Source organism: Vibrio aquimaris, from assembly GCF_009363415.1.
Taxonomy (GTDB): domain Bacteria; phylum Pseudomonadota; class Gammaproteobacteria; order Enterobacterales; family Vibrionaceae; genus Vibrio; species Vibrio aquimaris.
Map to the genome: position 1 here is coordinate 2,816,461 of NZ_CP045350.1, position 22,598 is coordinate 2,839,058.

Consider the following 22,598-nt stretch of genomic DNA (forward strand, 5'->3'; position numbering starts at 1 on the left):
TTAAAAAAATTAGAAAAATAAAGCTTAAACGTCCAATATTCACTCAAGCCTTTGTTTATTCAAGTTTACCCATAGCATTTAAAGAAAATATTAACAGAGTTATCCACAAACTGCATTTTAAGATACAAAGGAAAGGCCACTATCATGGTCTTTCATTAAAGAAAAATGCTCACTAGATACCTGAACCGTCTTGCTCTTCGTCATCATGAAGGCCGCACTCTCGCTTTAAACCGAAGAAACGCGTTTGCTCCTCACTCATACCTGGCTGCCATTTCTGAGTAGTATGTGTGTCTCCAACAGATAAGTATCCTTGATCACGCAATGGATGATATCTTAAACCATGCCTTTCCAAGTAGTAGTGAACATCTTTGTTAGTCCAATCAATAATAGGAAGGAACTTAAACACACCGTTTTGGATAGATAATATGGGTAAATTCGCACGTGAATTGGATTGACCCCGCCGCAGGCCAGAAAACCAAACTTTGCTATTTAACTCTTCCAGTGCTCGGCGCATAGGTTCAACTTTATTAAGACGGTTATAGGTTTCAATACCATCAACCCCTTGTTCCCATAATTTGCCGTAGCGAGATTCTTGCCACGCGTTACTTAGCTCTGCGCGATATACTTTGAGATTAAGATTCAATGTCTCGGTTAATTCATCAATAAATAGATAAGTCTCGGGGAATAGATAACCTGTATCTGTCAATATGACTGGAATACTGGGTTGCACTTGAGTTATAAGATGTAACATCACCGCGGCTTGGACACCGAAGCTTGATGAAACGACCTGTTCCCCTTCAAGATTTTCTGCCGCCCATATTACTCGTTCTTGAGCCGTTTTCTTTTCTAACTCAGCATTGATTTGCGCAAGTCTCAAGGTTTGCTCGGTTTTCGTCGCATTGAGAAGATCCGCTAGATTCGGTTTTTCAATCACAATATCATGCATAAAAGTCCCTCTTTGACACCACCACTTCATCAATAATGCCTGAGCGAATAGTAAAATCGCCGAAGCACTCACCCTCAAGGCGCTCTTTTGACCAGCGCTCAACAAGGTGATCTATCTCTTGTAAAATCTGTTTGTCGCTAATGTTCTCTTTATACATCTTAGGTACACGAGTACCACCACGATTCCCACCCAAATGCAGGTTGTAACGACCTGGCGCTTTACCCACTAGACCAATCTCTGCCAACATGGCGCGGCCACACCCGTTTGGACAGCCCGTCACACGTAATATGATGTTATCTTGCTCAGGCAAATCATGCTTGCGCAGTATCTTTTCTACATCAGTGACAAATTCGGGCAAAAAGCGTTCAGCTTCAGCCATTGCTAATGGACAGGTTGGAAAGGCCACACAAGCCATCGAATTCTTTCGTTGTTCACTGACAGTTTCGTCCATCAAGCCATGCTCAATAGCAATACGTTCAATTTGCGTTTTTTCTTCGCTCGGCACACCAGCCACAATAAGATTTTGGTTAGCTGTCATGCGAAAATCACCTTGGTGGATCCTAGCTATCTTAGCGACACCTGATTTCAGCGGTTTGTCGGGATAATCAAGTAAACGCCCATTTTCGATAAAGAGCGTCAAATGATGTTTGCCATCAATACCCTCAACCCAACCAATTCGATCTCCGCGTTCGGTAAACTCATAAGGGCGACTCTTTTCAAATACCACACCAGCCCGCTTTTCTACTTCCGCTTTAAATACATCACTGCCTACACGATCTAATGTGTACTTAGTTTTGGCGTTTTTACGATTTGAGCGGTTCCCCCAATCGCGCTGAGTAGTGACGACAGCAGCCGCCACATCAAGTGTTTTATCTAGTGGTATGTAGCCAAAGTCATCCGCACGTCTTGGATAGGTAGACGTGTCTCCATGTGTCATCGCCAAGCCACCACCAACGAGGACGTTAAAGCCCACCAGCTTGCCTTGCTCGGCAATGGCAACAAAATTAAGGTCATTGGCATGAACATCAACGTCGTTTTGCGGCGGTATGACTACCGTCGTCTTAAACTTACGCGGTAAAAAATGGCTGCCTAAAATTGGCTCATCATCTTGTGTGGTCTCTACCTTTTCTCCATCAAGCCAAATTTCAGCATAGGCTTTGGTTTTAGGTAGCAGATGCTCACTGATTTTTTTCGCCCATTGATAGGCTTGTTGATGAAGTTCAGACTCAACCGGATTGGTGGTACAAAGTACATTACGATTGACATCACCCGCCGTCGCTATCGAGTCTATACCAATACTATTGAGGGTCTGGTGCATCAGTTTAATATTCGGCTTCAATACACCATGAAACTGAAAAGTCTGACGCGTGGTCAATCGAATGCTGCCATACAAGGAATGATCAGTAGCAAACTTATCAATCGCTAACCACTGCTCTGGTGAAATAATACCGCCAGGCATTCGCGCTCTGAGCATTACATTATGTAAAGGTTCGAGTTTTTGTTTCACCCTTTCATTACGTATATCACGATCGTCTTGCTGATACATTCCATGAAAGCGAATCAATTGGAAGTTATCAGAGGTAAATCCCCCCGTGATCGGATCTTGCAGATCTTGCTCGATCGTGCCGCGCAGAAAGTTACTCTCTCTTTTTAGACGTTCATTATCTGCCAATGGGCCAAGCTCTTCGCCCAATACGGACTGAGTATGAGTGGTCGTTGAAGTGCTCATTAGTATACATCCCTTTGATAACGTTTTTCTTTACGCAATTGATTGATAAACTCTTCGGCATCATCACGTGATTGCTTGCTATGCTGCTCGACCACATGGATCAGAGCTTGGTGAACATCTTTTGCCATTCGCGTCGCATCTCCGCAGACATAGATATAAGCGCCTTGCTCCAGCCAGCGCCACACTTCATCACCTTTTTCCAAAATTCGATGTTGAACGTAGACCTTTTCCTCTTGATCGCGACTAAAGGCCACATCGAGGCGATTGAGCTTGCCGGATTTTAAGTATTTCTGCCATTCGGCTTGATAGAGGAAGTCTTGAGTAAAGGTGCGATCACCAAAAAACAACCAGTTCTTGCCAGGTGCTCCACGAGCATCACGCTCTTGGATAAAACTACGAAACGGCGCAATTCCTGTACCTGGGCCAATCATAATGATTGGTGCGCTGTCATCGGCTGGGAGTTTGAAGCTGTTGTTGTGCTCAACAAACACCTTGACCTGCGAGCCTTCATCAAGGCGGCGGCTAAGAAAACTTGAGGCGCCACCAAAGCGCTGCTCATCCCCTTGCTGATACTCAAGGAGACCAACCGTTAGGTGAACTTCTTGTTCAACTTCACTTTGACTTGATGCAATCGAGTACAAACGTGGTGTAAGTCGGCGCAGTAAACTGGCTAACTCTGACGCGGACATTTGGGTTTTCTTCTCGTTAAGTACATCGAGAATCTGAGTTTGATTAGCGTATTCGCGCAGCTTATCTTTATCTTTTATCAGCTTGAGTAGTTTTTGACTTGCCGAAGCTTGAGCAAATTTAGTGACAAACTGGGGGTTAGCCGTTGTAATTTCGAAATGGCTGACTAGCGCGCTATGAATAGAGAGGCTTTCTCCGTCAAGTTCTATGCTTTCAACGCCAGAAAGTCCAACCTTGGTCAAGATGGCACTCGCCAGTTCCGAACTGTTTTCATACCAGACACCAAGTGCATCACCTGGCTGATAACTTAGACCTGACCCTTCCAAATCAATCTCAATATGACGCACATCTTTACCAGAATCGCGACCTGTAATTTTTTGATTGGTCAGCAAGGTAGCTGCGAAGGGATGATTCTTATTATAAGGCGATGGCGATGTAGTTTGACCCAATGGCAATTGCACCACTTCAGCTTCACTGTTCGTCGTTGCTAAGTCTTGTTTTACTTTATCAAGCGCTTGTTTTCGCCAGCTCGCCGCATCAGCTTCATAGTCCACATCACAATCAACGCGCTCTATAAAAGCTGTAGCGCCTAGCTTAGAGAGGTAAGTGTCAAAATCTTTACCTGTCTGACAGAAAAACTCGTAGCTCGAGTCACCCAAAGCTATCACACCATATTGTAAGTTCGGTAACTTGGACGCTTTCTTAGATTGAAGAAATTCATGCAGTTCAATGGCGTTATCTGGCGCCTCACCTTCACCATTGGTCGAAGCAACAATAATGACATGGGTTTCTTTTGCCAGCTGTTTCCCCTTGTAATCACTGGCATCGAAAAGATCGACAGCAATACCTTGAGCCCTTGCTTCTTGCTCTAGAGTTTCTGCTACCCCCTTAGCATTGCCGGTTTGAGAGGCAAAAATAATACTCAATTTACCCGCAGGTTTTGCAGCCAATACCATTTGCGCATTTGACGACCCTTGAGTTAAAGCTGGCGATTGAGCTTGAGATAATCCCCAAAAATAACCACTGACCCAAGCCAGTTGCTGCGGTGACAGCTCTGAGGTCGTTTGCTGAAGGCTATTCAACTGCTGATCATTTAAGGGGGACGCGATTGATGGTAGTGCTGCTGGTATCTGTACCGAAGGTGATACCTTGTTATTTGAAGACATGGTCTCGACATCCCTATTCATTGCATGATGTTAGATTAACTACTCATAGTAATAACAAGAAAGAATAGAAATGAATGCTTTATAACTTTTTGGATTAAATAAAGGCTATTATTTCATCAGAGTCGGTTAATCGACCTCGACACGGACCTGAGAAAAACCCACTGCCATCGCTGATTTGGACGCCATATCCAAGTCAGGATAGTGGCATTCTTCGCCATGAACATCGGTGAGCAAAACTAACCCACCACAAGTATGACGAAATTCAACTATCCAAGTACCTTCCTCAGCAGAGGGCTCAATGATGGCCTCAATAAGCTGATGTTCGCGGTAAAGACCTCTGAGCTCATTTATCGTCATAACAATCCTTTACACTTATAATGACAATTGTCATTACTAAGCATGGCCCACAGGACAGAAAACTGCTAAAAAAACCGTCTTGGTATAACTTATAAGCATAAAAAAACGCCGCGATATTACGCAGCGCTTTATAAACTTTGGGCAATACTAGAAACTGTATTCAGCTCCTACAAAGAAGCCATCAGCCATAATGAAAGGCTTACCCAATATAGTACTCGTGGTGGTTGCTTTAAAATCGTCAGATTCAAGGTCTATCGCGCGATAGCCGCCACGGAAGGTAATAGTCGACTCTTTAAGCGGCATACGATACTGCACACCTGCAGTAAGATCGGTACTTTTAATACCACTGCTATCGCCAAAGTTCGTTTCACCAATGATATCAAAGTTAGTATCTGGTACCGTGATTTCTGCATAACCATAAAACGCCCAGATAAACCCGTCAAAGTCTTTAATTTGGCCGTTATCGGCATTTTTATACTTGGTATTGCTGAGATCGCTCAAAGTCACACCGGCATCAAAATGCAATAGGTCATGGTCCATCAACGAGTAGTACAGGGTTAAATCCAGCTTGTCGAAGGCCATGTAATCATTTTCAACACCCGTAGTCTTTAACCTAGCGTTTGGAACATATTTGAGATCGTGCTCGATGGATAAATAAACCGATGGCGTGACTTCTTTATCACGATCAATTTCATTCACTTCCGTTTCTATCCACCAGGCATCAGCCCCCACTTTTACGACAACCGAATCTGAATCCTCTGCCATCGCTGCAGAACTTGCCATTGACATTGCAACTGCAGTCATCGCTGCCAGTGCGGAATTGTTCATCGCTTGAACTCCTGAACCTATCTACCATGAAACCTTGCAGCGATAGTAACACAATCTATAGCAGGGGAATTGTCAATTTCCTGCTTGGATTAACGATGGTTGTACACGTAATTTTTGAAAAACCAAATACCGACCGCAATTACAATAAGATAAGGAATAAGCTTAAAGGCTGCGCCAATCATTCCAAATAACGCCATCACCAATAAAGCGAAACCGGTCGCGGCAAAGACCGTCATCATAGTCAAGCCAGTGACGAGCAAGGTCGCGATAAAAACCAGTATAAAGATGAGTTCTAGCATAGTTTCTCCTTTGTTAATTCTTACATAGCAGAAACCACGCCAAGTTTTTTAATAACGATAAACCTTTGATTTTTAGGCAATAAAAAGCCCACCTTATAAGGTGAGCTAATTATATATAGTAACAACTGGCGAAATTTACCAAGTAACGATCAGAACTTGGTAATATTTACACATTAAGCTCTTGAGGAATTTTGCTCAGCGCAGCTTCGACCACTTCTACCCCTGAACCTGGTTTGTGCGCATTTTCACTAATGTAACGGCGCCACTGACGTGCACCTGGCATATTTTGAAATAGACCTAACATATGACGGGTGATGTGACCAAGGTAAGCACCATTTGTAAGCTGTTGCTCAATATAGGGATACATCTCTTCTACCACTTGAGTACGCTTTTTGACTGGCTTATCCAAACCAAATATATCTTGGTCAACTTTAGCGAGTAGATATGGGTTTTGATAGGCTTCACGGCCAACCATAACACCATCTAAATGTACTAGGTGCTCTTTACTCTCTTCGAGACTCTTTACACCACCATTAATGGCAATGTTGAGATGAGCGAAATCTTGCTTGAGTTGATAAGCACGCGGATAGTCGAGCGGCGGGATCTCTCGGTTTTGCTTTGGACTCAGTCCAGATAGCCAAGCTTTGCGCGCATGAATGGTAAACTGCTCACAGCCACCTTTTTCAGACACAATGGAGACAAAATCCGTCAAAAACTCATACGAGTCCTGCTCATCAATACCAATACGCGTTTTCACTGTGACGGGAATATCCACCACCTCACGCATTGCCGCGATACAATCGGCCACCAGCTGAGGCTCTGCCATTAAGCATGCACCAAAACGGCCATTTTGCACTCGATCTGACGGGCAACCAACATTAAGGTTCACCTCATCATAGCCTCTTTGCTGCGCGAGCTTGGCACATGTCGCCAAATCCTTCGGGTTTGATCCACCAAGTTGCAGCGCCACCGGATGCTCTTCTTGGTTATAAGCCAAAAAGTCACCTTTACCATGAATGATCGCCCCTGTCGTCACCATCTCGGTATAGAGCAAAGACTCACTGGTCAGCAAACGATGGAAGTAGCGACAATGGCGATCCGTCCAATCAAGCATAGGCGCAATGGAAAATCGGTTAGCGGCGTATTTACTAATATTGTCAGGCTTCATAAGGTGTTACTCAAAAATCTCGCTATCGTATAGCAGTACAGAAATTGGCTACAAAAACATATAAACCGACTACGCAAAGTTTATTGTGAATATCGTAGTTAAAAATAATCGGCAGATTATACACACATAATCGGATACATTCAGGAAAAAGAATCTACAAGGGATGGATTGACTATGTATGTGATTAGCATTCACAAAACACAGATTCAATATGCAATAAACCACGCATTTCAAGTTACACTAACCTTTCTTTAAAAACCAACGAGATATGTCTTTTGACATCAAAAATAAAATATCTCATTCCACTATTACTACTTATGCTTGGATCTGCATATATGAATGCCTACAACACAGTTGGTGATAGTGTTGAACTCTTTATCGCATTTATAAATCCACTTTTAGCATATATAGCTATCGCTGCTTTAATTGCGAAGTTTCAAGGATTAAATTTATTTAGCTCAAAATTTATCAAATATTTTTCTATTGCACTGATAATCACAACTATTGCAGACACTGCTTACCCTGCTTTTATTTACCGTGATCAAACATATCCGACAGACCTATGGACAGTGTTTTGTATTCAACTTCTTCTTAATATATACATCGTGAGTATTATCCGTAATGACAAATCTGATTAAAGAATTAAGCCCAGCGGCTCCCCGTGTAACACTTCTACTGAAGATGAAAGCGCAAATTGACTCTAAATATAGTGCTAATCAAGCCTATAAGGACGTGTACCCTGCATTAGAGGAACTTCTCGCAAAGGCTATAGTTTTGAATCGCAAGAGATACAAGGAATAGTTTCATTATTAGAAAAAATGTCTGCTTGGGGAACAAGAAGAGAAAAATTCAAGAAATTCTATTTAAAGGATGAGTATGGATTAAGGAAGCTTCCTCGTGACCCTAGCTTTATTCCAAGTGGAATTTGGCACTAAAAATACACCCGGTAGTGTTTAGAAATTTGTGAGGGGTTCCGTGGGCACCTATTTTTGTATCTGATTGCTAGGGATGCTAAAGAGACAAAACCAATTTCACTGCTTTTTATTTTGGTGTTATATATTGCTGACTACTATATGAACAACAAAATTCATTATTTCCACTATTCGTTATGACACCCACCCTCATTGCTTGTTGCATATCACAAAACTATTACCCGCCTCAGATATTACAACTTGGTATATATACAATAAAAATCTATTTAAAACCATCGTCTGACATAAGGACATTCTCAATGTATAAACCAATGCTTGGTAATTCTAAGCTTCACTTCATATTTTTGGCGACATTTCTTCTCTTTGGCTGTGGAGGAGGAAATGGAAATAATGATAAGCAGAACAATGTTAACGCAATGAAATTAAGTGACCTCCACAACATAAACTCAGGTCTCTCTGCGTGCATAAATGAGCTGGCTGAAGAAAGTGATACTCCATTGGATGAGATAACCAGAGTAAGCTGTGGAAATAACATTGCATTTGATCGGCTTGAGGGCATAGAGTTTCTAACTAACTTAGAAGTTATTTATATTGAGGAGAACGGTTTGTATGGTGACATTGACATTCCGTGTGAAAAAATCCAGAACCTTATTGAGTTAAACTTATCAGCTGGGAAGGGGATAACAGGTATCAACGTGAGCGAGTGTTACAACCTACAAAAGCTTGTTGCTCAAGGCAATGATATCAACAAGGTTGATTTATCAAGCAACGAAAACCTGCAGTATATTGATTTTAGCTACAATGATTTAGGTACACTTGAACTGCCTGCTGGCTCAGAAATGTACGAATTGCACATTAGCAACACAAGTTTTGATATCAGTAATATTGAGAGGAAAGACTTAATCTCTTTCCTGAAAGTAAGTCATAATCATTTAACAAGTATCGACTTAACCAGTTTTACGAACTTAGTATCATTTGATGCTTCTCATAATGATTTGACGGAAATAGATACAACGAATAACCCCCTCCTTCAGGAAGTTGATATTGATTCCAATAATATTGAAGATGTTGTTTTTTCAAACAACCCACAACTGAAAACTATTTCTATCAAATATAACCCTCTGAGCACGGCAGCTATAGACTACTTAGACTCTCTGTCTTCTAGTGGAATAATTGTATCAAGATAGTTAAATGACCTCAGCCCTAGCTCTGATGTGAGACTAAGATAACCCACCTAACCTCTCTTAAAGCTAGGTGAGTTTTACTTTATGCGCCTAGATTACTGGAGGCTTTCGATTTGATCGGCGAGTTTGATTTGCTCCGACGCGCCGTGAACGATTGGGCGCAGCACATTATCACGCAGAGTTTGCTTGCCTATCTTGCGCATCGACTCCTCAAACACATGACGGTTGTCCTTACCGACCCAGTTTTTGACTTCGCTGGTCATTTGTGGGGTGAAGATGGCGCGGCATATCTCATCGAGGTGAGCACTGTTATCACTTGGGTTGGCTAAGTCTGCTAAAAACTTATCGCGATTAAATACGTAGACCGAGGTGTCTTTATGGCCCCAGTTACCCGGAATCGTCAGCGCCGAAGACATATACTCTCGACCAACCATTGGCTTAATCAGCTGTTTGGCCAAGCGATATAAATTTACCGCAGGAGCAACAGGATTAGGGATCTGCCAAGGTTTCTTCGACTTGTTGGCTTCAATCACACTGATGTAATCGCTTGAATCAAGTTTGTTCTCTCTATTGCCAAGGTAACCATTTCGACTGGTCAATCGTTTGACAATACGGCGCTCAAAGTCGTTGGCAAAGCCCTGCTCTTCAGCGAACTTAAATAAAGAATCAATCTGATCAAATCGCTCGTTTTTATTTTGCGGTTCGAGATCAATGCTTTGCTGCTTGGCAATATGCTGCGCTACAAAGGCAGAAAAACCCGTGTAGTTATCTTGCTTATTAAGCGCTTTTTGTGCTTTGCCTATCACATCCAGTGTCGCGCTATCATCCTGGATCTTATCAAAGGCTTCGCGATACAGCTTTCTGTAATGCCCAGAGTGCTCTTGACCATATTTAAGTAGCGGCTTGCCTGCTGCTTGTAAAATCTCGCTGGCGCTTTTGTCTGGATTCTTAACCGCTGTTTGGAAGATGTTTAACCACACTTTTGGCATGGCTTGATCTTGGCTCAGTTCATAGAGCATTTTTATCCTGCGTTGAATGACCTCAAATGGCGTTTTTCCAGGCTCTGACCAGCGACTGATTTCCTTCTCTTTGTCTGACATCTCATCCGACACCTCAAATATCTTGTTGGAGTACTGAGCCGCAATTTGACTTAATCCAACACCGCCAATTGTGGCGCCAACACCAGCATAAAGCACAGGAGCAATGCCTGTTCCAAGTGGTCCACCGAGTATCATGCCAAGCTGTCCAGCCGTAAGCACCGTATTACCAATGGTCTCAGCAATCACCACATTACGCTGATGGCGGTTAAATTGACTAAGAATACCCTTAACTTCGGTGAGATCTTTATCTGAACTGTCTAACACTTTTGAGTCGCGGATTTGTTGCAGCCATTCATTTAACGAGCGTGCTTCTTGAATGCCAAGACCCATTTTAGTTAGGCCAGCGACCACCATTTGCGCCTGTCCAACCACATTGAACGCATCACCGACTTGAGACAGCACACTCGTCAGGCTTTGCACAGACGTTCCTGCTAAGGCTTCTGCTGTTGCTCTAGCTTCAAAGGAAATCATGCCCCAATACATGCCACTTAAACCAGATTCAGTAAATGCTGCTGCCACATAGGCATCGGCAAACTTGGCTACCTTGTCATCTTGGTTGGCTTGGAATTTCGCAATTTGTTGGAGAAGGTCATGGCACTTGGCAGAAGATGGATCAAATACCTCACTTTGATTATCGGCCGTTAACAACTTTTGTACATGCTCGGGAAGGACACTGACATCAAGGTCGGCTTTGGTACTCATCATCTGATTATGACCAGAGACTTCCTCTTTAAGCTGCTTGAGCTTAGCGATATTATCAGTAAGTGTTTTAAGCTCACCGTCAGCTTGCTTACCTGATTGTAAGATAGGTTTGACCGACTCCAGAACATTGGCCTTAAATTTGAGCTGTTCAAGCAGTGCACTTTGAAGGTTTTGAATTTGCTCATCATCGGTTGCATTAATCAATTTCTCTTTGAGCACCAATTCATCACTGAGCGCTTTCATGACTACGCCACCAATATCTTCTCTTAGCGATTTTTGCTCAGCTTTTAGCTCAGAGAAGGCTTCACGTGTCTCGTCATATTCCTCTTTGGCGCCTTTCCAACCTGTAAATACCACACCAGCAAATGCAGGGTAAAGTAAGGTACTTTGCGCAGCTAAAACTAAAGAGCGCGGAAGACCTGAGTTCTCCAAACTTACCGCAAGATCATCACCGCCATCTATGACAAGCACTGGCCCCGACTGGTTTGGCGTAAAAGAAGTGACATTATTGACATCACGGCCTCTTATCATCCTCTCCACTGCTACCATGTGTTTGGCTCTGTGTTTTAAAAAACCACCTTGCAGCGCTTGCTTCATTTTTTCAAGTGATGGGAAACGAAAGCTCTGCTCTAATGCGCCGCCACTCACCTTCCATGGGTGCTTTTTATTAGATGAAGGAGCAATGTCTACTTCCCATCTTTTCTCTATATCTGCTGCCAAGGCTTTATCACTAGAATAATTATCCTGTAAGTAACTTTTCAGTGATTTCAGAGAATCAAATACCCTTGGCTTGCTATATAGCTCACTGGATAGCTCCCAAGAAGAAAATCCGCGCCGCGAGATTTGCACATCAAACTCTTCACCCAAGGATGCTAACTCATCGTTCAGGGAAGCTTGACCATCTAAGCGTATGATCTGGCCATTATCATTGGGCTTACCTCGATTAAACGAGCTACTGTGAAGACGCTCTTGACTGGTATTTTTCACCTTGGCAATAGAAATAATATTACTGGCAGATTTTTTAGGTGCTGACGTTTCAAGTGGTGTTTCTTGGGAGGGTTTTACAGCTGATAACATTGTTTAACCTTTATATTGTTTGTTTTTATTTTATAAGCACTAAGCTTACACCTCCCCAATAAATGGGGATGCACAATATAAATGATAATAAATCCCATTACCATTTGGGTTTAACTATTAATTACAATAAGTTGCATAATATATCGTGATGAATAACCTGATTACTTATAAGTTTAAATTTCCTATCTCTGGCGTATTTCTAATCTAGGTAGAGCTGTTAGTAGGGGATAATTAATTTGGGTGGCATAAGTTAGTTTAGTTTGAGTGAAATGATAAATTTCAGGTAAAAAAAAGCTGGCACGGAGAAGCCAGCTAAAGTCTCATTAACAACCCATTACATACTAATTACCTTGAGGCTCTTTGAGCATAGCTAAAACTTCTTGATACATAACAATGTGTCGCTTATTTTTGCCTTTATATCAGACTTTTGTGTATTACTTCCCGCCACAGCGTAAATACTAAAAGACAAGTAACAGCTTTATGTGACTGATATCGACAATGAGGTTTAAGGAGAAAATTCAGAGATAAAACGCACAAATAAAAAAGCTGGTAGCCATCAAGACCACCAGCAAAGTTGTACATAGTTAAAAAGACAAACATGAATGCATATAGTGCATATATCCCGATTAAGGATGGGAAGAAAATACGACAAAATAGATAAGCATTCAAGTTCATATTCATTGAATCTACCCATTGTGTATATCGTTTGTTCATTACTTTATCTTCCGCACAAAGAAACTTAATATAAATGATTGATTTATAATATTTATTATTTTATTTTTTAATAAGGTTTCATCAGAAAACCAACTTCTATTCAAATCCAGAATAAGCACACTTTTTAAATGTTTTTCAATCCAACTAAGATGAGTATTGAACAATAAGCAGCCATACACCAAAAGTCGTGGGAAGAAGTAACTAGGTGAGATTTCATCGCCTGTCGAGTTGGTTAAGCAGACTTGCAAGCCTTGGCATAAAGTGGTCCTTCTTGTGTTAACCGCTGTAAGCAGAGGGATAAAATGTACTATGGTAGGTAAAAAAATGCTGACCCAAAAGTGTGAGTTGGAGTCAGCATAGTTCCATGAAGCAAATAAGAGTGTTCAAAAATTACCCATAGGAGCCCCCATCCTAAATGACACAATACAAAACTCAATGCATATTTTGTTCTAATTCTATCTATCGATAGGATTTGCTTCTTACCGCATCCTTTAAGGTAAACTTTGGAAATTTTACCAAAAAAAGTGTGATTGAAATCATAATGGAAGGATTGGCGGCCGAGAATGTATCGGTGAATAAAAGTAGCCCAACCAAGGTTTTTTAGCCCATAGCATGACATATAACTTAATTGAGTCCACAAAGTTAGGACTCCCTTCCGCTTCTAGCGGTATCGTTTTGCTTGCGAATAAGGTAACGTATAGTGATAGCAGCAGTCATAACAATCAAAAACTTGATCAATTCACTGACTGCTCTATCAGAAATACTGTTTGATAAACGATATTCATCTAGAAATGGTATATTATTACTATGTCCAATGGTGATTGGTGAAAAATTTGGACCACAAGTTAATAGAACAAATTGAAGAAATGTGTGCAGTGCGAGGAGTGAGACTGACTCCTCAGCGAAAAAGGGTTTTCGAGTTAATCTGTGCTAGCCCAAAAGCGTCAAGTGCATATGAGTTACTGGAACAGCTAAAGACGAGTGAACCGCAAGCGAAACCACCCACAGTATATCGCGCACTCGACTTTCTCCTAGAGCAAGGATTCATCCACCGTGTTGAGTCGACCAATAGCTTTATCCAGTGCAATTCATGTAACGCACACAAGCATTACTCACATTTGTTAATATGCGATAAATGCAGCAATGTTATTGAACTTCAAGAGGATAGTTTGATAACTTTACTGACAAATAATGCTAAAAAACATGGATTTAAGATCACAAATCATGTGATAGAGTCCCATGGAATTTGTCAGTCATGTACAACCGGACAGACGGAATAATATTACACCATGATAATGCGCGCCGAATTTATAAACCCGTTTTTAGCCTCCTTGATGAATGTGCTTAAAACGATGGCTTCTCTAGAATTGAAGCCACAGAAGCCTCGAGTCAAAAAAGACGAGATTGCTCGCGGTGATGTATCCGGCTTAATTGGTATGGTTGGTCAACCAACTCGTGGGTCAATGTCGATAACCTTTGATGAAACGCTTGCACTAGAAATTATGCAAAACATGCTAGGTGAGCGCCCCAACGGCCTGAATGATGAAGTAACTGATATGGTGGGCGAGATCACCAATATGGTAGCAGGAGGCGCTAAACGAATCCTCTCTGAAAGCGGCTTTGATTTCGATATGGCAACGCCGATAGTCGTTTCTGGCAAAGGACACACGATCCGCCATAAATGCGAGGGCGCCATCATCATCATGCCCTTCACCTCAGAATGGGGCAACGCCTTTATCGAAATTTGTTTCGAGTAACTTACTCTGACAAAAAAGCTTCCACAAGATGGAAGCTTTTTTGCTTTAAGCAATAATATGGCGACTTCTCAGTGTTTGTAAGCACTCTTCCATCAAACGATCAATCGGCTTTGCTCCTGCCTGTAAATCTAAATCTGGCGCAAGAGGTGGCTGATAATCAGAGTCAATACCGGTGAAGTTGGCAATCTGGCCTGCACACGCTTTTTTATACAGCCCCTTTGGATCTCGCTGCTCACACACTTGCAAAGAAGTATTAACATACACTTCTATAAACTCCCCTTCTGGGAGCAAGTCTTTAACCAGTTGGCGCTCTTCCCGATAGGGCGAAATAAAAGCTGAGAGAACGATTAAGCCAGCATCAGCCATCAGTTTGGCTAATTCACCAATACGGCGAATGTTTTCACGTCTATCTTGCTCCGAAAACCCAAGATCGCTACACAAACCGTGTCGAACGTTATCACCGTCTAAAAGGTAGGTATGATAGCCAAGTTCAGCCAAGGCATTTTCTAGAGCACCAGCAATGGTTGACTTACCTGCCCCAGATAAGCCTGTAAACCAAACTACAACTGGCTTTTGCCGTTTTATTTGAGATCGAAAAGCTTTATCAATATTGTGCTGATGCCAAGTAATGTGACTGTCTTGGACTTGTACCTGAGATGTCATAAGCGCATCCTTTAAAATGGAAAAAATCTTGGAATAAGAGCCAGCACCAGCAACGAATACACCAAAGAGACAGGAAGCCCAACTCTCATGTAATCCGCCAATGTATACTGGCCTAAGCTGTATACGAGTAGATTAGTCTGATAACCGTAGGGAGAAACAAAACTTGCACTGGCGCCAAACAACACCGCCATAATAAATGGCATGGGATCGACGCCGTAACCTAAAGCCATGCTATAGCCCAATGGAAAGGCAAGTGCTGCCGCCGCATTGTTGGTAACAAGCTCTGTTAATATCAGAGTAAAAAAATAGGTGGCAACCATAGCGCCAAAAGCCCCCCAGCCATTAAATGTTTCAATAAACACATTGCCTAATGAGGCTGAAAGGCCAGAAGAGAGCATCAACTGTGCAATGGAAAGGGCCGATCCCACAATAACCACAATATCGACAGGAAACCGTCGTCTAAGCTCTCCTAGCTGAACCACGCCACTAAACAGTGAGGCGAGTAAAAATAAAGACAAGCCTTTAATAAGCGGGAACTCACCGAGTAAAGCAGCCACAATGACACTAATAAACCCTAGCAAGACTATGCGAGACTTCCGACTATCAAGACGAGCGCTAGAGTCGAGAGCGTTAACCAATACAAATTCTTTACTCTGGGTTTGCCTTTCCTGTTCGAACCGTTTACCCGGCACAAGAACTAGAGTGTCACCCGCATTAAGCTCGATATTCCCAAGGCCACCACGAAGCCGTTCGTGACCACGTCGAATCGCCACTACAACCGCGTCAAATCGCTCTCTAAACTCGCTTGATTTTAATGTTTTGCTGCATAAACTGGCCGAAGAGCTGACCACCACTTCTACTAAGCTTTGACCATTTAGATGATGCTGGCCAAACAATCTTAAACCTTGGATCTCCTGTAAGGTGGTAACACTTTCGATATCACCGCAAAACAATAACCTGTCGTTTGCCTGCAACACAAAGTCTGGCTCAACAGATGGCATAACTTCACCATCTCTTATCACTTCTGCGAGAAACAATTTACGCAAATCACGCAGCTTGTTATCGCTAATACTATTCCCCACCAAATGCGAATTAGGCTCGACAATGGCCTCAAGAAAATAAGGTAACTCTTCTTCTTGCAGCTGGTCATTGGATGGCAAAAAATAGCTAAGCGGGATCAGAATCAAAAGCCCTGCAACCAATACCACCAGCCCAATGGCGGTCGGGGTGAAAAAGCCAAGGCTAGGAAGTCCTGCATCTTCAACAAAGCTGTTAATAATAAGGTTGGTTGAGGTACCGATCAAAGTCAGAGTACCACCAAGAATCGCAGCATAAGATAAAGGGATCAGCAACTTGGAAGGCGCATGGGTTTGGTTACGTTTTATCGCGCCAATTAAGGCCACCACCACAGCGGTATTATTGGTAAAGGAAGAAAGTAACGCGGTTGATAGTCCTAACTTAGCGATCACGGTCGCCAATTTCCCAGAGGACAAAGAGCGACTAACCCAACTCACCAAACGCGTCTTTTCCAATGCACTTGATGCAAGGATCAGCAAAACTAAAGTCAGCAAAGAAGAGTTAGTAAAATTTGTTGCGACATCACCTAGCTCTATCCTGCCAGCGAGAAAGGCGACAAATGCTGCCCCAGCAAAAATAAAGCTTGGCTTAACGCGTGTGGCAATAAGGCTAATAACAATACCTAATAATACCGCTAGCACAAATCCTTGTTGCCACATGGTGCACACCCTCAATTAGTTAAATTTTGGCGTCCCACTCGGGAAAATGTTTGAGGATCAGGGCTTTTAGCTCATTTTCAAATGCCCCCATTCGCTCGCTTGGTGACGGTGTCCGCTCATTTAATGCTTGACGAACTAGTCCAGCACCCACGGTCACGTTAGTTAAGCGATCGATAATGATAAAACCGCCGCTATCTTGAACCTGGTCATAACTGTCGAGGGCTATAGATTCATTCAAGGTCCAATCACAAAGACCAATACCGTTTAAGGGCAGCTCCTTAGCATCATGCGTGGATAAATTGTTAATATCGTATTGATGCTGAATAGATACCACACGTCCTATGGTCTTCTTGCCGGCGATTTTGATGTCATACTCTCGTCCAGCGACCAAAGGCTGCTCAGTCATCCACACAACATCCGCTGATAAATGCGAGCTAAGGGCAACATCATCTCCCTCATGGACAATCAAATCACCACGACTAATGTCTATCTCATCTTCCAATGTCAGGGTGACGGCTAATCCAGCCTGAGCCTGAGACAAGTTCCCATCGAAGGTCACAATACTGGCTACGCGAGATGTTTTTCCTGATGGTAACGCCTTGATGACATCACCAACTTTAATCGAGCCAGAGGCGATGGTGCCAGAGAAGCCTCGAAAATCGAGATTAGGCCGATTCACATATTGAACAGGGAAACGAAACTCACCGTTTTCTTTGGCTTTAGTGACATCAATGCTCTGTAAAAGGTCTAATAAAGCTGGGCCATCAAACCATTTAAGGCGCTCACTAGCCTCAACCACATTGTCTCCTTCAAGCGCCGAAAGTGGAACAATATGGATATCGGTTTGACCTTGCAGCTTATTAGCAAAAGCCAGGTAATCGTCACGGATTTCTTCAAAACGCTGCTGTGAGTAATCAACCAAGTCCATTTTATTGACTGCGACAATAAAATGTTTCAAGCCAAGTAGATTCGCGATAAAGGAGTGACGACGAGTTTGATCCAATACACCTTTGCGCGCATCAATCAATATCACCGCCAGATCGCAAGTAGAGGCGCCGGTGGCCATATTTCGCGTGTACTGCTCGTGTCCAGGTGTATCGGCGATGATAAATTTACGCTTTTGGGTAGAGAAATAGCGATAAGCAACATCAATGGTGATACCTTGCTCGCGTTCAGCCTGCAGCCCATCAACCAACAAAGCTAAGTCAGGACGCTCACCCGTAGTACCAACCCTTTGGCTATCGGCGTGAACAGCAGCTAACTGATCTTCATAGATTTGCTTGGAATCATGAAGCAATCGTCCAATCAGAGTACTTTTACCATCATCAACCGAGCCACAGGTTAGAAATCGAAGTAATGATTTGTATTGATGCTGAGTTAGGTAGCCTTCTATACCCAACTCTGCTAATTGAGTTTCCACTGCCGTGTTCATAATGCTTCCTCGATCCTGTTAGAAATAGCCTTGGCGCTTTTTAAGTTCCATCGATCCTGATTGATCGTGGTCGATCGCACGACCTTGCCTCTCACTAGAGGTGGCAACTAACATCTCTTCTATGATGCCAGTCAAGGTGTTTGCTTGAGATTCAATCGCCCCTGTAAGCGGATAACAGCCTAAGGTGCGAAAGCGAACCTTTTTCTCTTCAACGGTTTCACCAGAGCCAAGCTTCATTCGTTCATCATCGACCATGATCAACATGCCATCACGCTCAACAACAGGCCGTTTTTCCGCAAAGTACAAAGGAACGATGTCGATATTTTCTAAATAGATGTATTGCCAGATATCTAATTCAGTCCAATTGGAAAGTGGAAAAACACGTATACTTTCCCCTTTATTTATTTGGCCGTTATAGGTATGCCACAGCTCTGGGCGCTGGTTTTTAGGGTCCCAAGTATGGTTCTTATCACGGAAGGAATAGACCCGTTCTTTTGCTCGTGATTTCTCCTCATCTCGCCTTGCCCCACCAAAGGCTGCATCAAAGCCATATTGATTTAGTGCCTGCTTGAGACCTTGAGTTTTCATGATATCTGTGTGTTTAGAGGAGCCATGCTCAAAAGGGTTGATCCCCATAGCCAAACCTTCTGGGTTCTTATGAACCAAAAGCTCAAAGCCATATTTCTCTGCTGTTTTGTCGCGAAATTCAATCATTTCCTTAAACTTCCAGTCAGTGTCGACATGCAGCAGTGGAAAAGGAATTTTGCCCGGATAAAACGCCTTGCGAGCTAGATGTAGCATCACGGATGAGTCTTTACCAATCGAGTACATCATCACCGGATTATCAAACTCAGCCGCCACTTCTCTTATGATGTGGATACTCTCGGCTTCGAGCTGCTGTAGATGGGTTAAACCTTGTTGATCCATGTTAGTGCTTCCTATGCGCTCACAATGCGCAGCTTATTGAGGTTAATAGACGTTAGGCGAATTGCTGCTGGGGTAAGGTACTCTGTGGCTCTCCAAACCAAGCAAGTTTGCTTGATAATGCGACCACTTCTCCAACCACGATCAAAGACGGTGACTTAGCATCCTGAGCCAGTGCCGCTAACTCGGACAATTGACCAGTGAATACTTTCTGACAAACTTGGGTACCACGTTCAATAATGGCTGCCGGAGTGTCAGATGCGCGTCCATGTAGTATTAGCTGCTCTTGGATATAATCTGATTTGAGCAACCCCATATAGATGACCAAGGTTTGATTACCTCTTGCCAAGGTAGACCAATCCATACCATCCCTATCTGCTTTAAGATGACCGGTAATAAACATCGCGCTTTGTGCATAATCACGATGGGTAAGCGGAATTCCCGCATACGCTGTGGCGCCAGAGGCGGCGGTAATTCCGGGCACGACTTGAAACTGAATCCCCGCGTCAGCCAATACTTCTAACTCTTCCCCTCCACGACCAAAAACAAAAGGATCGCCCCCTTTTATGCGCGCAACGCGGTGGCCTTGCAGAGCAAAATCGACCAACAACTGATTTGTCTTTTCCTGAGGAACACTGTGATAACCTGCGCGCTTTCCAACACACACCAAGATGGTATCGCTTGGGATCAAAGCAAGAATGTCATCGGAAACCAAATAGTCATACAAAACCACATCAGCCTGCTGTATAAAACGTAGCGCTTTAAGTGTCAGAAGTTCAGAGTCTCCGGGGCCTGCACCGATCAGGGCAACTTCTCCAGCATGCAAAATACTTTGCCCAGCGCTATTTAGAGCTGAAACGGATGGATTCAACTTTCTTATGTTGTTTTTGGGAAATGGAGAAATCGTATCCTTGTTCGTCATCATGCTGTTCCTTGCCTGTCTTTGAACGCATTATGGCGCCACATACATATTACTTGAAATTCTAAAATTTTATTTTTTATACCTTTTAGTGATATGCAATGACTGGCTTTATCCTAGCCACAGAATCCAGATGCGATCTCGCAGACAGAACCGAGTAAAAACCCTGACTCCAAATCACATTTCGTTAGTGAGTGAAATATTCATTGCACAAGCTTTTGCTAAATTATGCTTGGTTTAAAAACAACGCTACTGGAGCTAATACCATGAAAGTCGCAGTCACCCCCCTTGCGGTAGCCGTCTTGAGCGGCATGCTGACGATTGCAGGACCGGCTATGGCCGAAACTATCAAGTTACGTATTGTCGAGACCACCGACATTCACACCAACTTGATGGACTACGATTACTACAAAGACAAACCGAGCCAAAAAATTGGTCTGACTCGCGCTGCGACTATAGTGAAACAAGCTCAGGCTGAAGTTGAAAACAGTGTTCTGGTTGATAATGGCGACTTAATTCAAGGCAGTCCTATGGGTGACTATATGGCTGCGAAAGGAATAAAACCGAGTGAAGTTCACCCTGTTTATAAAGCAATGAACCTGCTTAGCTATGATGTGGGTAATATAGGTAACCATGAGTTTAACTATGGCCTAGCGTTTCTAAAAGAAACCATCAATGACGCCAACTTTCCCTATATCAATGCCAACGTATTCGATAAAGAAACAGGCCAACATTACTTCAAGCCCTACATCATAAAGCCACACACATTTAAAGACGTGAATGGTAAAGAACATCAAATCAAGGTTGGTTATATTGGCTTTGTTCCCCCACAAATCATGGTTTGGGATAAGAAAAATTTAGAAGGGAAAGTGTTTGCTAAAGACATTAAACAAACAGCCCAAGCTCTCATTCCAGAAATGAAGAAACAAGGTGCGGATGTCATTGTCGCTATCCCCCACTCTGGTGTTTCCTCAGATCCATACAAACTTGGCTCAGAGAACTCAACCTACTATCTAGCAGAAGTCGAAGGGATTGATGCTATCGCTTTTGGACATTCTCACGCAGTATTCCCGGGTAAAGGCTTTGATAATATTCCTGGTGTGGACAACATAAAAGGCACAATTAATGGTGTGGCCTCTGTGATGCCTGGCCGTTGGGGCAGCCATGTAGGAGTCATCGACCTTGAGCTCAAACAAGATAAAGGCGAGTGGAAAGTTGTCAAAGGAGAAGCCCAAGCTCGACCAATTTTCGACCAGAACAATAACAAGTCACTTGCACAAGCAGACCCTGATATGGTCAAAGCACTGACATTCGATCACAAAGGCACGCGCGACTTTGTTAATCAGCCAATTGGTAAAGCAAGTGGTGTGATGTACAGCTATTTAGCCTTAGTTCAAGATGATCCAACCATACAAATTGTCAACTTGGCTCAAAAGGATTATGTCGAGCGCTTTATTCAAGGAGACCCTGACTTAGCCGATATCCCAGTCCTTTCTGCCGCCGCTCCATTTAAAGTCGGTGGACGTAAAAATGATCCAGCTAACTTCACCGAGGTTGAATCTGGACAACTGACTTTCCGCAACGCTGCCGACCTTTACCTCTATCCAAATACCTTGGTGGCAATGAAAGTTAAGGGCCAGCAAGTAAAAGACTGGCTTGAATGTAGTGCGGGGCAATTTAATCAAATTAATCCAAGCAGTACCCAGCCTCAGCAATTGATTAACTGGGATGAGTTCCGTACCTATAACTTTGATGTGATTGATGGTGTCGAGTATCAAATTGACGTGACTCAACCTGCTAAATACGACGGAGAGTGTAAACTCATCAACCCTGATGCTCAGCGTATTACAAGTCTTACCTTCCAAGGTAAGCCTCTGGACATGAAGCAAGATTTCCTAATCGCAACCAATAACTACCGTGCATACAGCAATAAATTCCCGGGTACAGGCAGCGAGTTTATCGCCTTTGACTCACCGGATGAAAACCGTTCCATTATTGCCAACTACATTACTCGCGTGAGTAAAGAGCAAGGTGAATTTAAACCAAATGCGGACAATAACTGGCGATTTGCGGCTATTAACTCCGATAAAGCGCTCGATATCCGCTTTGAAACTTCACCCAGTGACAAAGCGGCAAACTTTATCAAAAATAATGGCCAATATCCGATGAAAAAAGTAGCCACCGACGATCTTGGTTTTGCTGTTTACCAAATAGAGATGCCAAACTAAATGCCATCTTTCAAACGCCGCGACTTTAATCGCGGCGTTTTTAATCCCCA

The 22,598-nt window shown here is 43.0% G+C and carries 18 protein-coding genes; 5 read left to right on the plus strand and 13 right to left on the minus strand.

Translation table 11 applies throughout. The features are described from left to right. Window positions 1-172: 172 nt before the first annotated feature. The 7 genes from FIV01_RS12970 to dusA all read right to left on the minus strand — a co-directional run bounded on the left by FIV01_RS12970 (window position 173) and on the right by dusA (window position 7,180). Window positions 173-946 carry a phosphoadenylyl-sulfate reductase gene (locus FIV01_RS12970; RefSeq protein WP_152431351.1) on the minus strand — a complete coding sequence of 258 codons (774 nt, stop codon included), beginning with the start codon at window positions 944-946 and terminating at the stop codon, window positions 173-175. Then, window positions 939-2,675 (minus strand): assimilatory sulfite reductase (NADPH) hemoprotein subunit, encoded by a 1,737-nt coding sequence (gene cysI, locus FIV01_RS12975; protein WP_152431352.1) that lies wholly within the window; start codon window positions 2,673-2,675, stop codon window positions 939-941. The genes FIV01_RS12970 and cysI overlap by 8 nt, the downstream gene beginning before the upstream one ends. Then, the gene (locus FIV01_RS12980; protein WP_246210405.1) at window positions 2,675-4,528 is read right to left on the minus strand and encodes an assimilatory sulfite reductase (NADPH) flavoprotein subunit; all 1,854 of its coding nucleotides are present in this window, start codon (window positions 4,526-4,528) and stop codon (window positions 2,675-2,677) included. The genes cysI and FIV01_RS12980 overlap by 1 nt, the downstream gene beginning before the upstream one ends. A 126-nt stretch (window positions 4,529-4,654) precedes the next feature. Next, complete coding sequence (locus tag FIV01_RS12985) at window positions 4,655-4,885, minus strand: hypothetical protein (protein WP_152431354.1); 231 nt, start codon at window positions 4,883-4,885, stop codon at window positions 4,655-4,657. A gap of 147 nt (window positions 4,886-5,032) precedes the next feature. After that, window positions 5,033-5,713, minus strand: coding sequence for a TIGR04219 family outer membrane beta-barrel protein (locus FIV01_RS12990; protein WP_152431355.1), 681 nt, complete (start codon window positions 5,711-5,713; stop codon window positions 5,033-5,035). A gap of 89 nt (window positions 5,714-5,802) precedes the next feature. After that, entirely contained in the window at window positions 5,803-6,012 is a 210-nt protein-coding gene (gene pspG / locus FIV01_RS12995; RefSeq protein ID WP_152431356.1) for an envelope stress response protein PspG, read from the minus strand. A 166-nt stretch (window positions 6,013-6,178) separates the two neighbouring features. Then, window positions 6,179-7,180 (minus strand): tRNA dihydrouridine(20/20a) synthase DusA, encoded by a 1,002-nt coding sequence (gene dusA / locus FIV01_RS13000; protein WP_152431357.1) that lies wholly within the window; start codon window positions 7,178-7,180, stop codon window positions 6,179-6,181. 335 nt (window positions 7,181-7,515) lie between these two features. On the opposite strand from dusA, the gene FIV01_RS13005 reads away from it, so the two are divergent. Continuing rightward, window positions 7,516-7,818, plus strand: coding sequence for a hypothetical protein (locus tag FIV01_RS13005; protein WP_152431358.1), 303 nt, complete (start codon window positions 7,516-7,518; stop codon window positions 7,816-7,818). Between the two features lie 593 nt (window positions 7,819-8,411). Further along, window positions 8,412-9,299, plus strand: coding sequence for a leucine-rich repeat domain-containing protein (locus tag FIV01_RS13010; protein ID WP_152431359.1), 888 nt, complete (start codon window positions 8,412-8,414; stop codon window positions 9,297-9,299). 92 nt (window positions 9,300-9,391) lie between these two features. Here the strand turns inward: FIV01_RS13010 and FIV01_RS13015 are convergent, their stop codons facing one another. Then, complete coding sequence (locus FIV01_RS13015; protein ID WP_152431360.1) at window positions 9,392-12,175, minus strand: hypothetical protein; 2,784 nt, start codon at window positions 12,173-12,175, stop codon at window positions 9,392-9,394. A gap of 1,535 nt (window positions 12,176-13,710) precedes the next feature. On the opposite strand from FIV01_RS13015, the gene zur reads away from it, so the two are divergent. Continuing rightward, window positions 13,711-14,169, plus strand: coding sequence for a zinc uptake transcriptional repressor Zur (zur, locus tag FIV01_RS13020; RefSeq protein WP_152431361.1), 459 nt, complete (start codon window positions 13,711-13,713; stop codon window positions 14,167-14,169). A 15-nt stretch (window positions 14,170-14,184) separates the two neighbouring features. Beyond that, entirely contained in the window at window positions 14,185-14,646 is a 462-nt protein-coding gene (locus FIV01_RS13025; RefSeq protein WP_114787432.1) for a chemotaxis protein CheX, read from the plus strand. A gap of 45 nt (window positions 14,647-14,691) precedes the next feature. Here FIV01_RS13025 and cysC read toward each other — a convergent pair whose 3' ends face one another. From cysC to cobA, 5 genes are read right to left on the minus strand one after another with little or no spacing between them, the layout of a single operon-like run. After that, window positions 14,692-15,309, minus strand: a complete 618-nt coding sequence (gene cysC / locus FIV01_RS13030; RefSeq protein WP_152431362.1) for an adenylyl-sulfate kinase — start codon at window positions 15,307-15,309, stop codon at window positions 14,692-14,694. An 11-nt stretch (window positions 15,310-15,320) separates the two neighbouring features. Further along, on the minus strand, window positions 15,321-17,045 hold the full coding sequence (locus FIV01_RS13035) for an SLC13 family permease (RefSeq protein ID WP_152431363.1): 1,725 nt from the start codon (window positions 17,043-17,045) through the stop codon (window positions 15,321-15,323). A gap of 19 nt (window positions 17,046-17,064) precedes the next feature. After that, entirely contained in the window at window positions 17,065-18,477 is a 1,413-nt protein-coding gene (cysN, locus tag FIV01_RS13040) for a sulfate adenylyltransferase subunit CysN (protein ID WP_152431364.1), read from the minus strand. Between the two features lie 18 nt (window positions 18,478-18,495). Continuing rightward, on the minus strand, window positions 18,496-19,404 hold the full coding sequence (gene cysD, locus FIV01_RS13045; protein WP_152431365.1) for a sulfate adenylyltransferase subunit CysD: 909 nt from the start codon (window positions 19,402-19,404) through the stop codon (window positions 18,496-18,498). 52 nt (window positions 19,405-19,456) lie between these two features. After that, window positions 19,457-20,323 (minus strand): uroporphyrinogen-III C-methyltransferase, encoded by an 867-nt coding sequence (cobA, locus tag FIV01_RS13050; protein ID WP_152431737.1) that lies wholly within the window; start codon window positions 20,321-20,323, stop codon window positions 19,457-19,459. A gap of 263 nt (window positions 20,324-20,586) precedes the next feature. On the opposite strand from cobA, the gene cpdB reads away from it, so the two are divergent. Next, window positions 20,587-22,548, plus strand: coding sequence for a 2',3'-cyclic-nucleotide 2'-phosphodiesterase (gene cpdB / locus FIV01_RS13055; protein ID WP_152431366.1), 1,962 nt, complete (start codon window positions 20,587-20,589; stop codon window positions 22,546-22,548). Window positions 22,549-22,598: the final 50 nt, after the last annotated feature.

Excerpts from the sequence above, each read along its gene's own strand:
- FIV01_RS13015 (WP_152431360.1), bottom strand. The coding sequence starts at position 12,175 with ATGTTATCAGCTGTAAAACCCTCCCAAGAAACACCACTTGAAACGTCA.
- FIV01_RS12985 (WP_152431354.1), bottom strand. The coding sequence starts at position 4,885 with ATGACGATAAATGAGCTCAGAGGTCTTTACCGCGAACATCAGCTTATT.
- cpdB (WP_152431366.1), top strand. The coding sequence starts at position 20,587 with ATGAAAGTCGCAGTCACCCCCCTTGCGGTAGCCGTCTTGAGCGGCATG.
- FIV01_RS13005 (WP_152431358.1), top strand. The coding sequence starts at position 7,516 with ATGAATGCCTACAACACAGTTGGTGATAGTGTTGAACTCTTTATCGCA.
- FIV01_RS13025 (WP_114787432.1), top strand. The coding sequence starts at position 14,185 with ATGCGCGCCGAATTTATAAACCCGTTTTTAGCCTCCTTGATGAATGTG.
- cysD (WP_152431365.1), bottom strand. The coding sequence starts at position 19,404 with ATGGATCAACAAGGTTTAACCCATCTACAGCAGCTCGAAGCCGAGAGT.
- FIV01_RS13035 (WP_152431363.1), bottom strand. The coding sequence starts at position 17,045 with ATGTGGCAACAAGGATTTGTGCTAGCGGTATTATTAGGTATTGTTATT.
- cobA (WP_152431737.1), bottom strand. The coding sequence starts at position 20,323 with ATGACGAACAAGGATACGATTTCTCCATTTCCCAAAAACAACATAAGA.
- FIV01_RS12980 (WP_246210405.1), bottom strand. The coding sequence starts at position 4,528 with ATGTCTTCAAATAACAAGGTATCACCTTCGGTACAGATACCAGCAGCA.
- cysI (WP_152431352.1), bottom strand. The coding sequence starts at position 2,675 with ATGAGCACTTCAACGACCACTCATACTCAGTCCGTATTGGGCGAAGAG.
- cysN (WP_152431364.1), bottom strand. The coding sequence starts at position 18,477 with ATGAACACGGCAGTGGAAACTCAATTAGCAGAGTTGGGTATAGAAGGC.
- FIV01_RS13010 (WP_152431359.1), top strand. The coding sequence starts at position 8,412 with ATGTATAAACCAATGCTTGGTAATTCTAAGCTTCACTTCATATTTTTG.
- dusA (WP_152431357.1), bottom strand. The coding sequence starts at position 7,180 with ATGAAGCCTGACAATATTAGTAAATACGCCGCTAACCGATTTTCCATT.
- FIV01_RS12990 (WP_152431355.1), bottom strand. The coding sequence starts at position 5,713 with ATGAACAATTCCGCACTGGCAGCGATGACTGCAGTTGCAATGTCAATG.
- cysC (WP_152431362.1), bottom strand. The coding sequence starts at position 15,309 with ATGACATCTCAGGTACAAGTCCAAGACAGTCACATTACTTGGCATCAG.
- FIV01_RS12970 (WP_152431351.1), bottom strand. The coding sequence starts at position 946 with ATGCATGATATTGTGATTGAAAAACCGAATCTAGCGGATCTTCTCAAT.
- pspG (WP_152431356.1), bottom strand. The coding sequence starts at position 6,012 with ATGCTAGAACTCATCTTTATACTGGTTTTTATCGCGACCTTGCTCGTC.